Below are 18,191 nucleotides of genomic sequence, written 5' to 3' on the forward strand. Positions count from 1 at the left end.
GCATGCTGATTATAGATCGACGAGACATTACCCTTGATCTACAGTACAACCGCTAGTAACCCTCGGTTGAGAAAATAGTTGCTAACTACAAAGGGTTTGCAATAATCCCCCCACTTCTTAGAAGCACACATAGGCAGGAGGCATCAATTGGCCAGCGTTCACGACAAACTCGAAAGAGTCCGCAAGCCGAGGGTACACATCAAGTACGAGGTTGAAACCGAAGGTGCGGTTGTCGAGAAGGAACTGCCGTTCGTGGTGGGTGTTCTCGGCGACTTTTCCGGCAATCCGACAGACCCGCTGAAGCCATTCGGCGAGCGCAAATTTGTCCAGATAGATCGGGACAATTTTGACGACGTCATGCGCCGCATGACACCGGGACTAAACATCCGCGTTGAGAATACGCTTGAAGGCAAAGGCCGTGAAATGGCGGTTGCTCTCAAGTTCGAGAAGCTCGAGGATTTTGAACCGGGTTCCATCGTTGAGCAGGTTCCTGCCCTCAAATCGCTGCTCGAAGCACGCAACCAGCTACGTGACCTTTTGACCAAAGCTGATCGTTCTGAAAATCTTGAGGTGCTCCTCGAGCGCATCCTGCAGAACCAGACAGATCTGAAAAAGCTCGCCGCTGAACTCGACGAACGCAATCCCGGCAGCGAAAAAGGGACGAAATAAATGGCGACCTCAAAGAGCGCATCGCAAGGCACTACGACGACTGTCGTCAAGGAGAGCCTGCTCGACGAAGCAATCTCCGCTACCAAACAAACCTCTGCTGACCGCACTGAACAACTGCTGCGCACGCTGACAAGCGAAGCATTGAAAGGCACGGTTTCCTATAACCGCAACCTCTCTGTCACGATCAACAATGCGATCAAGAAGATCGACGAACTGCTATCCACGCAGGTCGCCGAGATTATGCACAATGAAGATTTTCGTAAGCTGGAAGGCAGTTGGCGCGGTCTGCGCTATCTCGTTTATAACAGCGAAACGAGTGCAAACCTCAAAATCCGCGTGCTCAATGTCAGCAAACGCGAGCTTTCACGCGATCTGTCTAAAGCTGTCGAGTTCGATCAGAGCAAGATTTTTAAAACGATCTACGAAAGCGAATTTGGCATCGCCGGTGGTGAACCCTTCGGCGCATTGGTAGGCGATTACGAGTTCGGAAATTCGTTTGAAGACATCGAAGCGCTGCAGAACATGAGTTCAGTTGCTGCGGCGGCCTTCGCTCCATTCATCGCTGCTGCTGGCCCGACGCTTTTCGGGTTCGATGACTTTACCGAACTGTCGAAGCCTCGCGATCTGGAAAAAATCTTCCAGACCAAGGAATACATCAAGTGGCGCTCATTCCGTGAGAGCAGTGATTCCCGCTTTGTGACATTGACAATGCCACGTGTTTTGACACGCCTGCCCTTCGGTCCGGAAACGTTGACCATCGATGAGTTCGATTACAACGAAGCCATCAAGTTCGGCGATAAGGAAATGGATCACAATAATTACTGCTGGTCCAATGCGTCCTATATTCTTGGTTCGCGCCTTACCGACGCTTTTGCCAAGAATGGCTGGTGCACGGCAATCCGCGGTGCTGAAAATGGTGGTAAGGTTGAATCCTTGCCGGTTCATATTTTCCAGAGTGATGATGGCGACACCGATACGAAATGCCCGACCGAAATCGGCATTACGGATCGCCGCGATGCGGAACTCGGGAAACTTGGCTTCCTGCCGCTCTGCCACTATAAAAACACAGATTATGCCGTGTTTTTCGGTGCGCAGACCACGCATAAGCCGGCAAAATATGACCGGCCGGAAGCTACTGAAAACGCAGCAATCTCCGCGCGCTTGCCTTACATGATGGCGACATCCCGGTTTGCGCATTACCTGAAGGTCATTGGACGCGACAAGATCGGCTCCTTCATGGAAGCCGAAGATTGCCAAGCCTGGCTCAATCGTTGGATCAACAATTACGTCAACGCCAATGATGATGCAGGGCCGGAAAATCGCGCCGCATATCCGTTACGGGATGCGCGCGTAGAGGTTAAGGCAGTGGCTGGCAGCCCCGGCTCTTACGAAGCCATTGCTTGGCTTCGTCCTTGGCTGCAGATGGAAGAACTGACAACATCCCTGCGGATGGTTGCACGTATTCCCAAGGCACGAAACTAGGCCTGCCGCCATACTCCGGCATCAGGCAGACTATTATTGTTGTACCGACCGCCTCGCACAAACGAACCAAGGGTTTTTACCTTTATTCCAATGTGTTAGGCGGTCTTTCTTCCGATACTACTTTCGGATATCAGGAGTGATGATTTCGTGGCGTCCGAAAGTCTTGTAACTTCAAAACAGTACGAGACCCGTCAGTCCTTTGCAAAGGCTGCCACGTCAGCACCGCATGCAAACACTGATATCCGCTATCAGATTGACTGCCTGATCGATGCTATTGACGATAGCCTTGCGAAACAGGTCAATCGGATTATTCACCATCCTGAATTTCAGCGGTTGGAAGCAGTCTGGCGGAATCTCTTGCGCCTCGTATGGATGCCGGTAAGCACCAGTCCGGTCCAAATTCGGATATTTTCGGCAAAATGGAAAGAGATTGCGCGGGATATCGAGCGCGCTGCGGATTTCGATCAAAGTCGGTTATTCGAACTTATCTACTCGCAAGAATTCGATATGCCGGGTGGCCAGCCTTATGGTCTGCTCATAGGCGATTACACTATTGCTGACGGCATAAATCCTGCCACAAAAACCAATGACCTTTCCGTTATTGAGAGTGTCGCAAGTATCGCAGCGGCGGCTTTCTCACCTTTCATTTGCGCTGCTCACCCCTCTCTTTTCGAAATGGAAAGCTACACCGATCTAGATCGCATGCCAGACCTGACATTCCTCCTGAAACCAAACCGCGCACCGCGTTGGAATAGGCTACGGCAGGCAGCCGATACGCGATTCCTCGGGTTAGCCCTGCCCCGCATTCTTGTTCGCAGTCCCTATAAGAGCAATGATATCAGCCGTCAGGATGGCTTTCGCTTTCGCGAGGAAATAGATGCTAAAGGAGATAACCTGCTTTGGGGCAACCCGGCATTCGCCTTCGCCTTTGTCGTCTTGCGTGAGTATGCGTCGTCAGGATGGTTTGCAGATTTGCGCGGTGTTCGTGAAGACGAAAAAAGTGGCGGCCTGGTTGATATGCTGCCGCATCTGGCATTCTCAACCGATCGCCATGATTTTGCCGCTCAACCACCCGTCGAACAGAGATTAAATCCGGCGCAAGAGCAGATATTGAGTGAGGCAGGGTTCATGCCGCTCGCCACGGTCCCCTATACGCCCAATCTGGTTTTCAATTCCAATCAATCAGTTCACCGGACAGCCAGATACGATTCAGATATCGCGAACCGTAATGCCCGTATCGCGTCAATGCTTCAATATGTGCTGTGTGCCTGCCGCTTCGCGCACTATCTCAAAATGATCATGCGCGAAAATGTTGGTCAGATCGCAACATCGAACAGCTTGCGGGATACGCTGGAAAAATGGCTCTCCACCTATTGCATCGGCAATGATGATGCCAATGCAACGATGAAAGCACGTCATCCATTGCGGTCCGCTTCCGTTGAAGTGCGTGAGATACCGGGGCGCCCTGGTGTCTACGGTTGTATTATGCGCTTGCAACCGCATTTTCAGCTGGACGATGTTACCGCGAGCTTCCAGCTACTCGCCGATATGAACAGCAAATCCGAACAGTCCACCAGAGGTAAAGTATAATGACGGGTGAAACAAACAGCGTTTCGGCGCTCATCGATGCCGGAGATCTTCGTGGAGCGGTCGACGCTGGACTAGCCGCAGTTAAGCAAAACCCGACAGACGCTTTGGCGCGCCGCTTGCTCATAGACCTGTTGATTGTCAGTGGCGATTTCGAGCGTGCCGACAAGCAAGCTGCGATATTGTCGAACACTGTGCCGGATCTGGCGCTTGGCCTTGCAATGCTCCGCGGACGACTTCGCGCCGCAGATGCGCGCGCCGCATGGTTTGAAACGGGAGCAATCCCAGCTTTTCCTGAGGGCCCAAGCGAACGTGATCAAGTGGCAATGAAAAACGCGCTTGTATTTGACAAGAAATCGGGCGGAAAAAACGGTGAAGCGCCAGAATCTTTCCCCGAAAACGTCTTCGAGGGTTCTGTCAAAATCGACGGCCGTACGGTGAACGCGTTTCGTGACCTCGATGATCGTATTCCGCATGCCATCGAAATTTTCCATACGAACGGCACATATATGTGGATCGACTTTAACCGCATTGGCCGCCTAGATTTTCATCCCATTCAAAGTGTGCGCGACCTGACTTGGCGTAATGCGCTGCTCACGCTTCGCGACGAGTCCCAGTCCGAGATTGTCATGCCGGCAACCTATTTTTCCCGAGATGCGGATGACGCTATGAAACTTGGCCGTGAAACCGATTGGGTAGAATCTGGCAGCGGGCTCTACGCAGGCAAAGGACAAAAATGCTTGCTGGCAGATGACGACGTACTCGGAATTCTCGACATTGGCTCGATAGAATTCATTCCCGCAGTGGCAAGTTAGAACATGGCAGTAAGCAGCAGGATATCATTTGAATCGGTACTTGATCGTCTGATGGATCATGACCCGGATATGTTGGCCGATCAGCCCACAACTCCGCGCCAGAAGATCAATAATATCCGCGAAAGCGTCCGAAAGGACATAGAAGCACTACTGAACGCACAGCAATGGCCTCATTCCATCGAAAAAGAATTTGAAGAACTACATACAAGCCTTTTAAGATTTGGCACTGCCGGTTTTCATGGCTTGATGCTGGCGACAACCGAACAGCGTTTGCGTCTTGCAGAAGCCATCAGGAAAGTGATCGTTACATTCGACCCTCGCCTTTCTCAGGTTCAGGTTGGGCTGGGCAGAAATAGAAACGACCAGGACCGTGTTCTGGATTTGCGCATCGAAGCAGAAATGCTCTTTCCGGACGGTATAGAGCCGATTGTGTTCGATACTTCCCTGGACCCGACAACCCGGCATTTCATGATTGGCGGCGCCCATCATGGCTAACCGCTTTCTTGCTTGGTACAACCGGGAGCTTGGTGCGCTACGCAAACGTGCTTCAGTTTTTGCCCATCAGCATCCCAAGGTTGCCGGGCGTCTACGCCTCACCCCGGAAGCTGTCGACGATCCTCATGTCGAGCGGCTCATACAGGGGTTTGCTTATAGTGCAGCGCGCGTCCGGCAGAAGCTGGATGATGACTTTCCGGAGCTTACAGAAACGCTGCTGGAATCGCTTTATCCGCACTATTTGGCGCAGATACCGTCGATGTCTATTCTCAAGTTCAATCCTTCCGACCAGCAGGATGAAACGATTGAACTGCCACGGGGTATGATTGTCGATTCAGAGCCAGTTCGTGGTGATACGTGCCGGTTCACGACAACACAGTCCCTGGCATTAAGCCCCGTCGCTCTGACTGATTGCAAGCTGGCGCAACCGCCTTATGTGGCACCGCCAGTGCCAGATCTCGCGCCAATGTCATGTCTCTCGTTCAGTATCAAGACAACCGGCCCCGTTACAAGTATTGCTGAACTTAACCTTGACGAACTGACGTTCTTCATAAAAGCACCGTTTGTAACGGGCGCCGCACTATACGAACTTCTTTTCAATCATACTTTGGGCATCGCGATTGGGCGCCACAGGGAAGACAAAGCAGCACTTCGCCTCCCACCTAATGCGCTGAAGCCACTCGGCTTCGAGCATGACAGACGTATGTTGCCTTACTCCAACAGAAGCTTCCCCGGCTTTCGTCTTCTCGCCGAGTTTTTCGCGCTGCCGGAAAAGTTCCTGTTTTTCGAGCTGAAGGGACTGAAATCGTTTCTGTCAGGAATGAAAGGCAGTGAGTTTCACATTTTCTTCTACCTCGATACCCCAGCCAATGCCTTGACGAAAGCTGTTGATCTGACGAGCTTTGATCTGCATTGCACGCCAGTCATCAACCTCTTTGAGCAGCGTGCTGAGCCTATCTCGGTAAACCATACCCAGAATGAATATGATTTGCTCCCGGATGCCCGTTACAACTCCACTCGGGAAATTTACGCCATAGAACGGGTCGATATTTCCGACCAGAAGGGCAACCGCAAAGAGGTGCCGCCTTTCTTTGGCAGGAAAAAGCAATCCAATGAAAAAAATGCCGACATGTTCTGGCAATATAAGCGCGAGATCGATGACGACAGCAAATCCTTCAAGGCAAAGATTCGCTTTGTGGATATGAACCTCGACCCCACTACACCCGAAGATCATCTGGTAGCCTCTATTGATGCGCTTTGCCTGAACCGGGGCCTGCCGGAGTTACTGCCGTTTGGTGGCGGACAACCTTATTTCAGCGCCCAATCCAAAGTCGGGGAGATCGGCAAAATCAATTGCCTGCTCCCTCCCACACATACGCACCGTTTCGAATCTGAAGGTGAGTCCTATTGGAAGCTCATCTCGCATCTTTCGTTGAACCACCTGCCGCTGACCAGTGGCGATCCGGAAATACTAAAGAGCATGCTGCGGCTTTATGATTTCAGACGATCACCGGAAATGCGATCAATGATCGAAGCGATTGCATCAGTCACGAGCCGCAAAGCCACTGCACGATTGAGTGATGGAACCATTGCCAGCGGTGTTGATGTCACGGTCGAGTTTACCGATGCCTTCATGGATCGAGGTCAAGCCTACCTTTTTGGATCGGTGCTGTCGCACTTTTTCGGGCTGTACGCTTCGATCAATACATTTTCCCGCCTTACAATACGGCTCAGCGGACTTGCCCTGCCCGTTGTTAGATTCCCGCCACGCACCGCCGAAGAGGTGCTGCTTTGAGTGAGATCGCTCCAAGCTCTTTGATTGATCGGCTCAAGGCTGAACCGCACCTGTTTGATCCGGACGCTGCACAATTATTGCTTGAGCTGGCGGGCGATAAGGCCACTTCTGCAGTGGCGTTGACATCTCACGCTACGAATAGTCATGTGGCTACGGCACTTTCCTCAGCTGAAAACAGGGGAGAGAAAGTCAGTATCCACGCCAGTTATATCGGATTTGTCGGCCCGGTAGCAGCATTGCCTGCCGTCTACACCGACCGTGCTCTCGATGAGAAACGACTGCGCAGCTCAAGCTATTTTGACTTCCTGGAGATTTTTGCCGCAGAGTTGCGCGAGTTGTTCTTCGCAAGTTCGCGAAAGTACCGACTGTCCAGCCTGATCCAGCTTTTTGGAATTGGCCCAAAAAACAAGGTGACGCGGAGCATATATGCTCTTCTGGGTCTTGCTTCTCCAAAACTGGTTGATCAACTTGTCATCGCACCGGAGGTGCCGCTCTACTTCTCCGGGTTTTTCGCCAATCAACGGCGCACTGCCACAAATCTGAGACTCATGCTTGCCGAGTTTCTCGGATACGAAGTAACCGTGCATCAATTCCAGAAGCGCTGGCTACCTGTCGATATCTCGGAACAAACACAGCTGGGCAGTGGCGCAAGAGAGAATGCCTTATTGGGCGTAACTGCCATTGCCGGTTCGTCTTATGCTGACCGTAGAAGTGCGATTCGGGTTTCTATCGGTCCTCTTCGCTACGGGGAGTATCTGTCACTGATGCCCGCCCAGAAAAAATTTGCCGAACTTACTGAGCTTATCCGGCTCTATTGCGGACCATCGCTCTCATTCGAAATACAATTGATCCTGGCAAAAGAAGATGTTCCCGAAGCTCGCCTGCATGGTGGTTCACCAGTCGGACGACTTGGCTGGGATCTTTGGGTGCGGCAAGCCCCTGCCGCTGAGAATAGCGCAGACGCGGTTTTTGACCCCGACAAAATCGTCCAAACTGCAAGTTAGCCCTGCTGCCGGAAGTACTTTACCGTGACAATCGGTTTGATTTTCATTTGTTGGGAAGCGGATGCCAACGCTTTGAAGACATCCTTGTCGGCCTTTATATCGAGCTTTTCATCTGACTGAACAGCGATAAGCATATAAGGCGCAGATGCTTGCTTAGCGGGTGCGGCCAATTTGAGATTAATCGCCAGAGCACCATCAGCGCCGCGTTTTGTGTCCACAACGTCGACTCCGCCATCACTACGAACCAGCAAAACATGGAGCTGGCCATTCTCAACGCCGCTCACTGTTGCAATGAGCGGTTCGCCCGCTTGCAACACTTCATTTTTCATTGAAATGATCGGTTGACCAGAATTTGCATCGGTTTCTGCGAGATAGGCAACTGCCTCACATTGAGCAGCGGAAACCTGACGCACATGGATCGTAGGCTCGTATTTGAAGGCGTCGCGGAACGCTCTTTCCATCTCGTAGAATGGCTCCACCCTTGGCGCAAAACCTTCAATATTGATCTTTTCGGGTGCTGTTTTAGCGCTATTGGCGAAAAAACATGGGCCGCCGGAAAATTGCTTTACCCAGTCCTGCTCGTTTAAGGCGACCTGTGGAGTATCATTCGCAGGCTTTTCCGGTTCTGCCATCGGTTCGGCGGGTTTGGTCACGGGTGGTGCAGGCTCTTCAGCCTTTTGTGGCGTTTCAGGCTTGGGCTGGGCTACAGGCGTTTCCTGCTTTGGAGATTCAGCAGACGGTTGCGGTGGCTCAGGTAACACAGGCGTGGGCGGCGCACTGCCAGGATCTGCGTCCAGTTTGAAATCAGATTTGCCGGCAGGCGCTTGCACCGGCTCTTTGGTCGCGGCGAGATAAGATTGGATCAATGCCTGATTGTTGTAGCCGTACCAACCGAGGCCAACCGCGATGAGAAACAGGAGCCCAAAACCCAGCCATTTGCCTGCTCCTCCCTGCGTTGTCGCGTTCTGACTGGAACCGGCTAATGGAGTATTGCCTGCCAGACCACCGGAGCGGCGCAAAGTGGGCTCTTTGCTGGTCGGAATCATTGGCCTCAGAGCATCAATGATTTCTTCTTTCTTGGGCCGGAGTGCAGGATTGGGCTGCAGCATTCGCTGAATGATGGATCGCGCTGCAGGGTGGATCGTCGAAAGATCGGGAATGGATTGCCGCTTGCGCACAACATCCGCGTGGGTGCCCGTCATATCGATGGGCTTACCCCGCAGCGCGGCTGCAAAAACCAATCCAAGACTATAAATATCACTGGGTTCATGGACTTCGCCGCCAAACAACCCTAGCTGTTCGGGCGAAACATAGTTGTATTTGCCTGCGAAGCTCCCGGCCAGCAACGTTCTGTCGCCGCCAATGCCCAGACGGGCAATCCCGAAATCGATCAATTTGGCGCCTTCGACATTCCCGCCGGACAAGATGATATTATCCAGCGAGATGTCGCGGTGGATGACACCGCGACCATGTGCAATTTTTAAACCTGATGCTATCCGGCTGATAAGCTTGGCGGCTTCTGCCAAACTGAGAGGCCGCTCCTTTATCCGCTCGTACAATGACGGTCCTTCGACCAGTTCCATCGTCAGATAAGCAGTGCCAGTAGCGCGATCTATCGAGAAAACGTGATAGCGAACAATGGCATCGTGCCCGAGGGAATTCAGGATCGATGCTTCCTGCTTGAACAGCGAAATAACGTGCTCATCACTGGCCAGATGCGGCAGGATCACCTTAATGGCAACCTCATCCAGAGTCTGGATATTATGCCCCTTATAAACCTCAGACATGCCGCCCACCGCCAATAGCGCGGTGACTTCGTAAATGTCATTCAGCCGGGTTCCGGGTTTGATGCTACCCGCGCTTTTACCGGTATCGTCAGTCATGACTGCTTGCCCGTCATTTCATTTCCGCGATACTCAACGATTACAACCGTCACATTGTCTGTTCCGCCCCGTTGCAACGCAGTTTCTATTAATAGTTGGCAGGCAGGTGCTGCTGGCAGGGACAAAACGATGTCCTGTATATCCGGCGCAGACAAATGTGCCGTCAGACCATCGCTACACAAAATAAATGTGTCACCTTCCTTGATCTCACCGTCCACGGTTTCGAAATAAGGAACCTCGCGAACTCCGACTGCATGCAAAATAACATTCTTGCGTTTGGATACTGCAGCCGCAGCATCCAAAGTCCCGTTATCGATCATTTGCTGGATTTCCGAATGATCCTTGGTCAGTTGGGTCATACGGTTTCCGCGATTGAGATAAAGGCGGCTGTCACCAGCCCAGACTGCTGAGAAATGGCCCTCTGCGATAAGCAGCCCGACAATGGTCGAACCCATGACACCCAATCCATGTTCGCGAGCCAGATTGCGAATATCCTCATTCACTCCATGTAATTGCCCGATGAACTCGTCTACGAGACCTGCATGGGTAGATTGCTGGTCTATCTTGCTGGCAGCTTGCACGATCATCGACGCCGCGACGTCGCCATGTGAATGACCGCCCATCCCGTCAGCCACGAGCCAGATACCGTGCGACGGTTTTGCGAGAAACCGGTCCTCGTTTACCGGACGGACCCGCCCCGTATGTGTAGCGCCGTGGGAATTGAACCACTCGCCCGAGATTGGCGGCTTGCCGTCAATATACATGAAACGTGCCGGCTCCATACTTACAAGAGAAAATCAGCATAAGCATTTGATTTTCCTTTTATGATCCATCTTTTAAGAATAGTGTCCAGTTATCAGATGACTGTGTGTCGACTTCCGTAAACTGTCCTCGCAGATGGTTGCGTTGCCAGCAAGCATCCTTGCCGGTGATCTGAAACTTTTTGGCATCGACACACAATGTCACGCTTCCTTTAAGAACGGGGCGCCCCTGTACGTCAACAGCGTGCACATAGATATAGCGATTACTGAGTTTCACTTTGATAACATCTGCACAACGATTGGCCGCAATGGCCCACCAGCCCTCTGTGCGCATTTGCCCCTCAACCTGTTCACCGATAGCAACATTGGCAATATCAGACGTTTGGTTGCATACCGTAAATGCAGCCAATGCGGGCATTATCGGAGCCAACATTAAAAACACAACGCCCAGTCCGACCGTGGCAATAAGGTTTCTACGTATCAAATGCTGCTTTCCCCGCTTCGACCGTGCGAACTTTATCAAATATGACCAACCTTGCGGACTATCTATCATCCAAATCCACTATAGTCTTGGTATTCAACACTTTATTTGAATAGGCTATAGGTGGATAGGGTCAGACGGAGAAGCAGATGCGCTTGGTGCTAAGACTGGAGAACCGTTCTCTGCATGGTGATGATGTCTTACCGGAATATATATCTGACAAGCGTAGCTTCACGATCGGCCGCGCTGACGAAGCAGATTGGACATTGCCTGATAGGAGCCGCTTCGTCTCAACCACACATTGTAGAGTTGACTACGATGAAGACGCTTATTGGGCAGAGGATTTATCGTCCAACGGTCTTCTGATCAACGATGAGGAACTGCAAAAAAGCGCCCGGCGCGTTCTTTCTGCCGGTGACCTTATCGAGATCGGTCCTTATCAGTTGCGGGTTTTTTTTGAAAAGCCAGCCAAGGTTGTTCAACCCTCGGACTTCGAACAAACAGTAGTCATGCCACTGAATACCGACGGTGGAATGCGTGAGATCGAGGATCGCACGATGTTTCTGGGGGTCGATCAGCTTGCGTCACTGCAGAACCTTAAACCGGCGCCTGTATCCGCTGGCGAATCTCAACAAGTCGTCAAACCTCGGCCAAGCACTACTCATACCGGAGGCTCCCGAGAGCGCTTCATCGAACATTTCGCCCGTGGCGCAGGACTTGACCCCGATACTCTGGCCGGGCGTCAGGACGACGAGTTCGCAGAGCAGCTTGGACAGATATTCCGCACGGTTGTACCCGGATTAACGCAATTGCTGGCAGCCCGGGCAGAAATGCGTGCCCTCATCCGCAGTACCCGGCAAACAGTGCTTAAAGCGAATAATAATAATCCGATGAAGTTTATTCCCGAGACATCTACGGCATTGGCTGCGCTATTTGGCGCAAACAAGCTGGAATACCTGGATGCCGGCAATAGTTTTGCCGAAACAGTTGAGGAATTAAAACAGCACGAACAAGCTGTATTTCAAGCGATGCAGACAGCCTTGTTCCGTCTCCTGAATGAACTGTCTCCCGACGCGATCGCGGCTTCGACCACCAATTCCCTGCTTTCAGGCAAAGGCGCTTATTGGGCACGTTATGTCAAAGCATGGAGCGAACGGAACGAGCCACATGAAAATGGCATTCTGGACGTATTTCTTCACTACTTCGGCGAGGCATATGATGAAAAGATCGGTCGCGAGCCATCCGGCGAATAGGGTCGATCAGCCCGGAACCTTGGAGAGAATATCGTCGATTGCCGAGCTATACTGCCGGAACCGGGATGCCTTGACCCGGGCTTCGCGATAAACGGGAGATGTCATCCCTCCAGCCCTACCCGACATTTTACGACTGGACCATTCGACGATCCATCCGGCAGTTTTCCCATATAGGAATGGATTGGCCGTGAATACCGATTGATCAAACAGAGAGCTTAACTGTGTGTCCGGCGCTGCTGAAAGAACAGTGACGGCGCCACCGCCGCCAAGGAAATGCGCCAGATAAAGATTTCCCGCCGTACCCGGAATTCCCGATGCTTTCAACGTTGCCTCATTCTCATTGGCAAGGTTCATGACCATTTCCGTAGCAAGTGTGGGGTCAAACTTTAATGCAAGCAATTCGCTGACACTCATCTTGGAAACAAGGTCACCGCGATATGAATTCATCATCCGAAGCCATGTGCTATTAATGAACTGGCCAAGACCGCTGGCCGACGACAATGGATTGGCTGCACTAGGATTGCCGCCGCTTTCGACATGGATAATCCGTTGAACAAGTTTCGCCGCTTCCCCATCCAGCCCGATTTCGCTGTAGCTGGAGCCCAGCGGGTCCACTAATCCGCCATTAGCAACGAGTTCAAAATGCAGGTGCGGACCAGTACTGAGGCCCGTGGAACCAACAAAGCCGATTATCTGACCAGCTTTCACTGATTTTCCGACCGCCACATTCCCGGCAAACCCTTGCAGATGCGCATAATGCGTCTCACGATTACCGGCATGTTTGATCTTGATGAAATTTCCAAAACTACCGTTGGTGCCTGCAAAAGACACGGTACCATCGAAAGACGCATAAACTGGTGTTCCGGCTGGCGCTGACCAGTCCACACCCTCATGAAACCTAACCGAGCCAAGAATTGGATGAACACGCGGGCCAAAACCAGACCGGAACACGCCTTTGACGGGCAGCACGAAACCTTCCGCGCCCCCAAGGCCTGATGTGGTGTCGTTTTCAGTCATGCACGAATAGTCACCTCCACGTTCAGGCCGGAGGAGATAGCATTTCAAAGTCTCGCCGCTGCGACGGACAGAAACATAAAGCACGCGCCCACTCTCGCTAGGCTCGTCGCGCGGAGACTCTGAATAGAGCAATGTAACTTTGTCCTCGGGTGAGATGAACTTGCCGAGATCATACAATCGCGACATACGTGTAATTGTCTCTGTGACTACGTTCGAAGGAATGTCGTTGCGAATCCCAGCGCTATAAATGCCATCCATGATGCGGAAGTTCTGCTCAGAAGTATCGGACTTGCCTCCTGTCACAAGCTCAGTCCAACTTTCATCCTTCCATGGATCGTCAATCCTGAGATAGCTGCCATCATCCGCGCGTGCCACGCTACCGATCAGCCCCTCCGTTCCGTACAGCGAAAGTTGCACAGGTGCTGTTGCCAAGCTCTGCAAATCGACGACAGATGTTCGCCAGACGGCAAGGTAACCCGGACGCAGCAGCTGAATATTCAAAAGTTTGGCTACCGCTTCGGAGACACGCGCGTTTTCCGCAAGCGTAGTGTGTCCATCCGTCAGCACATCAGCCACACTCCGCTCCGCCAGAACCTTGATTACATATTGCTGATTTTGTGGTGGACGCTGCTTTTCGCCGGTAATCTCGATATTATTGGAGCTACCAGGCGTTGTTTGGCCGATCTGGGCACTCTCGCTGGACGACACACCACCTTCCCAGCCAGCGTCCGTAGGAGCGGCGTTGCTGGGCGCAGGTCCGGCATCCGGCTGGCTCATGGGCGTTGCCGAGGTCACCGGAGCTTCAGGAGCCGACTGCATCAGCGCGAAGTCTTGCGGAGTTGCAGGCAACGCCGTCATCAACCGAACGGAACTCGAAAGCATCGTGTCCGACACATAGAAAATCGGTCCCTTTATTTCGGAACCGCTATCGTTCTTCTGGAAGCGAATTTCAGTTTTACGGGCCTGCGGCTTCTCATTGTTGACGGTCTGCAGCAACAGCGCATCCCGGCGGTCGTCTGTTGCAGCAAGCTCGAAATCGCCCCCTTTCCCGGCGGGGTTAACTTCCCCTTCCGGAATAACCAATGTCTGGTCTGTCAGATCTTCCTGTTCACTGACAAAATGCGGCATAAAATATATCGCTGAAACGATGGCGGCGGCGATGAAGGCAAACGAAAGAACGTGTGTTAGCCGCCGGATCAAACGTCGCCGTCCAGACAGTTTCTTTGCTTGCTTGAAGTCCGTGTTGATGCTGTGCAGCGATCCCTCGTGCTTCATAGGTCACCATATGAGGCTGAGACAGACTTGCGGGCCCGGATGGGCATTATCGATACACACCACCAATACCGATATCACGCAGACCCTTACGCGGCGGCGCAGCGCGAGCTGGTGCTTCAATCTGTGGCTGCTGCGTCGACATTATTACGGGGCGCGGGGCTTTAGATTTTGCCGGTGCTCGCGGACCAATGCGGGTTGGAGTAGCCTGCCGAGGCGGTACGTAAACGCAAACCACGCTGGGTTCGCGCCGTAAGGTATCATAATGAAACTGTGTCGGCGCCGTATCAGTCACCTTCAGATTTCTGTTCGAATAGTATCGAGTAAGCGCTTCCCGCGAGCTTGCACCCCAAACCCCATCCAAATCCGAAGTATAGCATCCGAGCCTCTGTAATTCCTGCTGCAGGCCCCATACCAGATCTTCGGGCCCAAATATTTCGGCCGGAGCCGTAGGCATATAGATCACAGGAGGATTCAGCCCATTATCTGGAGTATTTTCCGGGTTGGTGGCCGGTGGAAAAGGTGCAGTTCCACCATCCGGCGGCGTAATAGTCAGGCGCCCCGCCGGAGGATCAATTATTGCTCCGAGGTCTGTTCGGCGAGAGAGGCCCTGCTCGCCTATGGCCGGTTGACTACCCATCGCAATATTTGTCTGTTGATCGTCACCCGCATCAGTGGGCTGCGAGAAATAGAATTGCCGCTTCAAGGATGATTGATCCCAAGGCAACTGCCGTCCAAGCGTATTTGCTTCCACATCGGTGCGCACCTTGATCATCAGGTTTGAAATGTCCTGACCAGGTGTATTGATGTGATCGAGCAAAGCTTTGGTAAATGGGCTGTACGAACTCACTCCATCATAACTGATATTACCCGGCTGGGTGGCAAAGGCTATGAATACGTTCGCTCCACCAGTTACCTGCGCAAGACCGGCATTGACCGATCCACCGCCCGGCAAGGGATTGTTACGACAGGCATCGAGAAAAATCAGTGTCTGCCGATCTGGCGATTGCACTTCGGCAATGATCTTATCCAGGCTGATCGTCTCCTCGACAATCTTTGCCCGGTCATTGAGGTGCGCGTCTACCGGGACCAGATAATTCGTACCATTCAATTGAAACCCATGGCCCGAAAAGTAAACCAGTGATACGTCTGCGGTCTTGGCCTGCGCTTTGAAATCCTCGAAAATCCTGTCGAATTCTGCTCGCGTGGTATTGCTTGCGGGAAAGATGTCAAATCCCTGCGCCCTCAACGCATCCGAGATGCCTTTGGCATCATTTGATGGATTTACCAGCTTCTCGACGTTCTGGTAATCGGCGTTACCGATGATCAGAGCAATACGTTTTTGTACCGGAAGCCCTAGTATTTCAGCTTGGGCACTCTGCAATGCAAAAAGCAGCACAACGAGCATTGCACCCGCGCTTAGCGCGAAGGAAACCAAATGCCTGATGTGTTGCACATGAGAGGACACTCACTGTCTCTTCAAATTATGGGGTGGCCAGATAAATCTTGTCATCCAGCACACTACCGTTTTTCATCCGATCTTCCGCAGATCACAGTGTATACGCAAAAATAGCCTAGATATTGCTGTACTTGCAACTGTCTTATGGCGAAGACTAAGATATCCGAGTTATTTGTCCGTCGGAAGCAGTGCAGATTTACTACCATATGCAGGAACTACCTATGCGAATCGAGCTTCAAGCCATGAACAATTCGAATGACACCTCTTTCGGTGGTTCCATGGCAGTTCAAGGACAACGTTTTACCATTGGTCGCGGTGAAAGCTGTAATTGGGTAATCAAGGATAGCCGCCGTGTTGTTTCGAAGCATCATTGCACGTTGGAACAGCGCGATACCGGGTTATATCTCATCGACAAAAGCACAAACGGCGTCAGTGTCGGTGGAATTGCGGTCGACCGGCAATATGGCCAGCAATTGTTTGACGGCGACACAATCGAGATTGCAGATTATCGCTTCAAGCTGGTCATGCAAAAAGATTCGGCCATTCGAACACCGTTAGCGCAAAGCAGCGCCGACTTGCTGGCAGGACCAAGTGTAACGTCGATTCTCTCGGATATTGCTCCTGCAGGCGTTGGAGCCACAAGCCAGCTACCCGGCGAAAGCCATGATGAACTGTTCGACAAGCCAGCCAAGCCTGCGTCACGTGAAGGTTTAGGCGTCTCCGATATCGGTTGGGACGGACCACCTGAAACTGAAGTGGATATCATCAAGCCATACAGGACCAGCCGCCCTTCTTCACTTTCCGACAGGATAGAACAAACACCCGCGGCAAACTCGCTGTTCGAACTGCCAGTCGTGCGACCCATTCTTCCGGACAATTGGGACAGCGATGACGAAGAGCCTGTCACGCAGCAACAGCCGGTCCGGTTTGAGCAGCCGCCGGCAAAAGCACCAGAAGCCGTAAACCCTGTACCAACTCCATCAAAAGTTGCGCCTGCACGAACTGTTTCGGCACAGGAGGCTGCTGAATTGCTTCAGGCTTTTCTGGAGGGCGCAGGATTGGACACAGAGACACAGCCCGGTCTCGATCCGGAACAATTCTTGAGAAAAGCAGGCGCCGTTATGCGAATCGCCTTGGGCGAACTCTATGAAATGCACGTGGGCAAGAATGCGTCAGCGGCTCGTCTGGAACTGGAAGGTATTGCTGGAGACACGCCGTGGATATTTTCGCTCGCCAGTCAAGAAGACAATCAGCGTATGTACCGCATCGTAGAATTCATTAACGAGGCTGAGCCGGCTGATATGAAGCTTATCGAGCGCGACTTTCGTTCAATCACGAATTACCAGACCGACCTTTCGGCAGCCATGCTGGATTTTATCGGAGAGATACAACAGGCAATCGACCCTTCGGTACTTGCAAGCAAAACCAAATCAAAAACCATACCGGCACTTCGCAAGGCAGCCCTGTGGGACGAATTTCTTACCTCTACGACGCTTTTCGAGGAACAACAGGGTGAAAAGCGCAAACCTGCACTATTGAAACTTCTTCGCAAATTCTTTTCCAAAACATAAATCCCGCGAACTCAAGATTACGTTGACGTGAAGGTGTCTTATCTGCAAGTTACAACCAGATTAGTCACATAGGTTGTGTCAAGTCCATAAAAGGATTGTATCGGGAGAATAGTATGCGTTTTGAAACGCTTGAGGTATCTGAGTCTCGTCACCAAAACACATCGTTGAAACGGTCTTTTCCTTTAACTTTTGCTGCTTCGGCGGTAATGTTTGTTTCTGCTTGCACATCAACGCCTGAGAACACGGGGCCGCGATATCAAGAACCAATTCCCGTTACTGTATCTGCCAGCAGTTCTGCCAATCCATCGCCATCCGGCTCTGCCACACCCACTGCGGTAGAAGTCTTCGTGCTCAAGTCACCCGGTCGCTTCCAGTCGCTCGATTATTTCCAGCTGAAAGGCGGAGGCGCGCTCGGTGACGATCTTGTAGAGCGCAAGACGATTTCTGTACGCCCGGGTGAAAGTGCCAGCCTGGTTATCAATCCGGGTATAGACGGCGCATATGCAGGTGTAATCGCCGGGTTCCGCGACATTGAAAACGCGCGCTGGCGGGCACTGACTCCCATTTCAGGTGCCGGAAAACTAAGCATTTCTGTCGGAAGACTGTCTGTAAGTGCATCCGCCAGCAATTAATCGATACGGTGTTTA

The 18,191-nt window shown here is 52.1% G+C and carries 15 protein-coding genes; 10 read left to right on the top strand and 5 right to left on the bottom strand.

The genetic code is table 11. From position 1 onward, the window contains the following. Nucleotides 1-147 precede the first annotated feature (147 nt). The 7 genes from tssB (at nucleotide 148) to tssG (ending at nucleotide 7,847) form a co-directional block, all read left to right on the top strand. The gene (tssB, locus tag ABKW30_RS17745) at nucleotides 148-669 is read left to right on the top strand and encodes a type VI secretion system contractile sheath small subunit (protein WP_008129253.1); all 522 of its coding nucleotides are present in this window, start codon (nucleotides 148-150) and stop codon (nucleotides 667-669) included. Continuing rightward, nucleotides 670-2,151 carry a type VI secretion system contractile sheath large subunit gene (tssC, locus tag ABKW30_RS17750; protein ID WP_348600234.1) on the top strand — a complete coding sequence of 494 codons (1,482 nt, stop codon included), beginning with the start codon at nucleotides 670-672 and terminating at the stop codon, nucleotides 2,149-2,151. A gap of 147 nt (nucleotides 2,152-2,298) precedes the next feature. Continuing rightward, nucleotides 2,299-3,741 (top strand): type VI secretion system contractile sheath large subunit, encoded by a 1,443-nt coding sequence (gene tssC, locus ABKW30_RS17755; RefSeq protein ID WP_348600235.1) that lies wholly within the window; start codon nucleotides 2,299-2,301, stop codon nucleotides 3,739-3,741. After that, on the top strand, nucleotides 3,741-4,553 hold the full coding sequence (locus ABKW30_RS17760; protein ID WP_348600236.1) for a type VI secretion system accessory protein TagJ: 813 nt from the start codon (nucleotides 3,741-3,743) through the stop codon (nucleotides 4,551-4,553). Before tssC (ABKW30_RS17755) ends, ABKW30_RS17760 begins: the two co-directional genes overlap by 1 nt. 3 nt (nucleotides 4,554-4,556) lie before the next feature. Continuing rightward, on the top strand, nucleotides 4,557-5,048 hold the full coding sequence (tssE, locus tag ABKW30_RS17765; RefSeq protein ID WP_348600237.1) for a type VI secretion system baseplate subunit TssE: 492 nt from the start codon (nucleotides 4,557-4,559) through the stop codon (nucleotides 5,046-5,048). After that, on the top strand, nucleotides 5,041-6,843 hold the full coding sequence (gene tssF / locus ABKW30_RS17770) for a type VI secretion system baseplate subunit TssF (RefSeq protein WP_348600238.1): 1,803 nt from the start codon (nucleotides 5,041-5,043) through the stop codon (nucleotides 6,841-6,843). Before tssE ends, tssF begins: the two co-directional genes overlap by 8 nt. Next, nucleotides 6,840-7,847, top strand: coding sequence for a type VI secretion system baseplate subunit TssG (tssG, locus tag ABKW30_RS17775; protein ID WP_348600239.1), 1,008 nt, complete (start codon nucleotides 6,840-6,842; stop codon nucleotides 7,845-7,847). Before tssF ends, tssG begins: the two co-directional genes overlap by 4 nt. Here the strand turns inward: tssG and ABKW30_RS17780 are convergent. The 3 genes from ABKW30_RS17780 to ABKW30_RS17790 are packed head-to-tail and all read right to left on the bottom strand — an operon-like array spanning nucleotide 7,844 to nucleotide 10,975. Continuing rightward, on the bottom strand, nucleotides 7,844-9,730 hold the full coding sequence (locus ABKW30_RS17780) for a protein kinase (RefSeq protein WP_348600241.1): 1,887 nt from the start codon (nucleotides 9,728-9,730) through the stop codon (nucleotides 7,844-7,846). The genes tssG and ABKW30_RS17780 overlap by 4 nt on opposite strands. Further along, on the bottom strand, nucleotides 9,727-10,494 hold the full coding sequence (locus tag ABKW30_RS17785) for a protein phosphatase 2C domain-containing protein (protein WP_348600243.1): 768 nt from the start codon (nucleotides 10,492-10,494) through the stop codon (nucleotides 9,727-9,729). Before ABKW30_RS17785 ends, ABKW30_RS17780 begins: the two co-directional genes overlap by 4 nt. Before the next feature lie 58 nt (nucleotides 10,495-10,552). Then, nucleotides 10,553-10,975: a DUF1036 domain-containing protein gene (locus tag ABKW30_RS17790; RefSeq protein WP_348600244.1), complete on the bottom strand. Its 423-nt coding sequence runs from the start codon at nucleotides 10,973-10,975 to the stop codon at nucleotides 10,553-10,555. A gap of 146 nt (nucleotides 10,976-11,121) precedes the next feature. On the opposite strand from ABKW30_RS17790, the gene tagH reads away from it, so the two are divergent. Beyond that, nucleotides 11,122-12,225 (top strand): type VI secretion system-associated FHA domain protein TagH, encoded by a 1,104-nt coding sequence (gene tagH, locus ABKW30_RS17795; protein ID WP_348600245.1) that lies wholly within the window; start codon nucleotides 11,122-11,124, stop codon nucleotides 12,223-12,225. Nucleotides 12,226-12,231: 6 nt separating this feature from the next. On the opposite strand, the gene ABKW30_RS17800 is transcribed toward tagH, so the two are convergent. Next, a complete protein-coding gene (locus ABKW30_RS17800) occupies nucleotides 12,232-14,517 on the bottom strand; it encodes a peptidoglycan DD-metalloendopeptidase family protein (protein ID WP_348600246.1) in 2,286 nt (761 codons plus the stop codon). A gap of 46 nt (nucleotides 14,518-14,563) precedes the next feature. Then, nucleotides 14,564-15,982, bottom strand: a complete 1,419-nt coding sequence (locus ABKW30_RS17805) for a caspase family protein (RefSeq protein ID WP_348600247.1) — start codon at nucleotides 15,980-15,982, stop codon at nucleotides 14,564-14,566. Nucleotides 15,983-16,194: 212 nt separating this feature from the next. On the opposite strand from ABKW30_RS17805, the gene ABKW30_RS17810 reads away from it, so the two are divergent. Both ABKW30_RS17810 and tssJ read left to right on the top strand, forming a co-directional pair. Beyond that, the gene (locus ABKW30_RS17810; RefSeq protein WP_348600248.1) at nucleotides 16,195-17,544 is read left to right on the top strand and encodes an FHA domain-containing protein; all 1,350 of its coding nucleotides are present in this window, start codon (nucleotides 16,195-16,197) and stop codon (nucleotides 17,542-17,544) included. A 113-nt stretch (nucleotides 17,545-17,657) separates the two neighbouring features. Beyond that, nucleotides 17,658-18,176 carry a type VI secretion system lipoprotein TssJ gene (tssJ, locus tag ABKW30_RS17815; protein ID WP_348600249.1) on the top strand — a complete coding sequence of 173 codons (519 nt, stop codon included), beginning with the start codon at nucleotides 17,658-17,660 and terminating at the stop codon, nucleotides 18,174-18,176. The last annotated feature ends 15 nt before the right edge of the window (nucleotides 18,177-18,191 follow it).

The sequence above is a fragment of the Phyllobacterium sp. SB3 genome (assembly GCF_040009165.1).
Lineage (GTDB): Bacteria > Pseudomonadota > Alphaproteobacteria > Rhizobiales > Rhizobiaceae > Phyllobacterium.

Bases quoted from the DNA above. Each gene is read 5' to 3' on its own strand.
- ABKW30_RS17780 (WP_348600241.1), bottom strand. From the start codon at position 9,730: ATGACTGACGATACCGGTAAAAGCGCGGGTAGCATCAAACCCGGAACC.
- tssE (WP_348600237.1), top strand. From the start codon at position 4,557: ATGGCAGTAAGCAGCAGGATATCATTTGAATCGGTACTTGATCGTCTG.
- ABKW30_RS17785 (WP_348600243.1), bottom strand. From the start codon at position 10,494: ATGTATATTGACGGCAAGCCGCCAATCTCGGGCGAGTGGTTCAATTCC.
- ABKW30_RS17810 (WP_348600248.1), top strand. From the start codon at position 16,195: ATGCGAATCGAGCTTCAAGCCATGAACAATTCGAATGACACCTCTTTC.
- tssJ (WP_348600249.1), top strand. From the start codon at position 17,658: ATGCGTTTTGAAACGCTTGAGGTATCTGAGTCTCGTCACCAAAACACA.
- ABKW30_RS17760 (WP_348600236.1), top strand. From the start codon at position 3,741: ATGACGGGTGAAACAAACAGCGTTTCGGCGCTCATCGATGCCGGAGAT.
- ABKW30_RS17800 (WP_348600246.1), bottom strand. From the start codon at position 14,517: ATGAAGCACGAGGGATCGCTGCACAGCATCAACACGGACTTCAAGCAA.
- tagH (WP_348600245.1), top strand. From the start codon at position 11,122: ATGCGCTTGGTGCTAAGACTGGAGAACCGTTCTCTGCATGGTGATGAT.
- tssC (WP_348600234.1), top strand. From the start codon at position 670: ATGGCGACCTCAAAGAGCGCATCGCAAGGCACTACGACGACTGTCGTC.
- tssF (WP_348600238.1), top strand. From the start codon at position 5,041: ATGGCTAACCGCTTTCTTGCTTGGTACAACCGGGAGCTTGGTGCGCTA.